Genomic DNA, 1,665 nt, shown 5'->3' with positions numbered 1-1,665 from the left:
CCGCCTTTCTGTGCCGCTGCTGCTCGCCTGCCTGGCCGGCCTTTATTCGGAACGGGCCGGCATCTTCGACATCGGGCTGGAAGGCAAGATGCTGGTCGGCGCCTTTGCCGGTGCTTCGGCCGCCGCGGTCTTCCACTCGGCGCTGATCGGCCTCGGCACGGCGATCCTGATCTCGGTCGCGTTCGCCCTGGTGCACGGCTTCGCCTCGATCACCCATCGCGGCAACCAGATCGTGTCCGGGGTGGCGATCAATTTCATCGCCGCCGGATCGACCATCATCCTCGGCCAGGCCTGGTTCCAGCAGGGCGGGCGCACGCCGGCGCTGCAGCCGGGCGAACGCTTCGAGGCGATCATCTGGCCCGGCGCCGAGGCGATCAGGGATGTGCCGATCATCGGCCCGATCTATGCCGAGCTGATCTCAGGCCATTCGATCCTGGTCTATTTCGCCTTTGCCATGGTGCCGTTCACCTGGTGGGTGCTGTTTCGCACCCGCTTTGGGCTCAGGATGCGCGCCGTGGGCGAGAACCCGGCCGCGGTTGACACCGCCGGCATCTCGGTCGCGTGGCTGCGCTATCGCGCGCTGATCTGCACCGGTATCCTGACCGGCGTTGCCGGGGCGTATCTTTCCATGGTGCAGAATGGCGGCTTCGTGAAGGACATGACGGCGGGCAAGGGCTACATCGCTCTGGCAGCGCTGATCTTCGCCAAATGGAAACCGGTCAACGCCATGTTCGCCTGCCTGTTGTTCGGCTTTCTGGACGCCGCCTCGATCCGCCTGCAGGGTTCGCCGCTTCCCCTTGTAGGCAAGGTGCCGGCGCAGTTCATGCAGGCGCTGCCCTATGTGCTGACCGTCATCCTGTTGGCTGGCTTCATCGGCAAGGCCATTCCGCCGCGCGCCGGCGGCGTGCCTTACGTCAAGGAACGTTGAGGGGGTTGCCACATCCGCGGCGACCGGCATTTGAACAAGATCATGGGAGAGAAGAACCGTATGTCGCATGATCTGTTCGAGGCGGCGAAGACGGCGATGGCCAAGGCCTATGCGCCCTATTCGAAATTCCCGGTGGGCGCCGCGCTTCGCACCGAGGACGGTCGCGTCTTCACCGGCGCCAATATCGAGGTGGCGTCCTATCCGGAAGGCTGGTGCGCCGAGACGACCGCGCTCGGCCACTACATCATGGGTGGCGGCGGCAGGATCGTCGAAATCGCGGTGATCGCCGAGCGCATGGCCAAATGCTCGCCCTGCGGCGGCTGCCGGCAGCGGCTGGCGGAATTCTGCCGTCCGGACACCAAGCTCTATCTCTGCGACGACACAGGCGTGGCCGAGACGGTCACCATGGGCGACATGCTGCCCTACGGCTTCAGGGGTGATATCTTGAAATGATGGAAGCGCTGGATCATCTGGTCGAGAAGCTGGACGGGCTGGCGCCCAAGGCGGCGCTTGTGCTGGGCTCGGGACTTGGCGGGCTGGTCGATCAGGTCAAGGATGCGAGGCGCATCTCCTATGCCGAATTGCCGGGCTTCCCGCGCAGCGGCGTTTCCGGCCATGCCGGCGAAGTGGTTGCCGGGTATTTCGCCGGCACGCCGGTGCTGATGCTCTCCGGCCGCGCCCATTATTACGAGCACGGCAACGCCGCCGCGATGCGCCCGGCGCTGGAGGTGCTGGCT

At 65.6% G+C, this 1,665-nt stretch carries 2 protein-coding genes and 1 pseudogene; all 3 read left to right on the top strand.

Annotated elements, in window-relative coordinates; translation table 11 throughout:
- Positions 1-928 (top strand): ABC transporter permease (locus tag EOA23_RS34490; RefSeq protein ID WP_145966601.1); only part of this gene is annotated, 928 nt, incomplete at its 5' end.
- A 60-nt stretch (positions 929-988) separates the two neighbouring features.
- Positions 989-1,381 (top strand): cytidine deaminase, encoded by a 393-nt coding sequence (gene cdd, locus EOA23_RS34485; RefSeq protein WP_127307298.1) that lies wholly within the window; start codon positions 989-991, stop codon positions 1,379-1,381.
- Positions 1,378-1,665 (top strand): annotated as a pseudogene (locus EOA23_RS34480) (purine-nucleoside phosphorylase); the annotation flags it as partial. The gene cdd and the pseudogene EOA23_RS34480, both read left to right, overlap by 4 nt.

Origin of the sequence: Mesorhizobium sp. M2A.F.Ca.ET.042.01.1.1, from assembly GCF_003997405.1 — a bacterium.
In the GTDB taxonomy this organism is placed as follows: Bacteria; Pseudomonadota; Alphaproteobacteria; order Rhizobiales; family Rhizobiaceae; genus Mesorhizobium.
The sequence above is the reverse complement of the archived record's forward strand: the minus strand, read 5'-3'. Positions and strand labels throughout refer to the sequence as shown.

Coding starts and splice junctions, on each gene's coding strand:
- cdd (WP_127307298.1), top strand. CDS start 989: ATGTCGCATGATCTGTTCGAGGCGGCGAAGACGGCGATGGCCAAGGCC.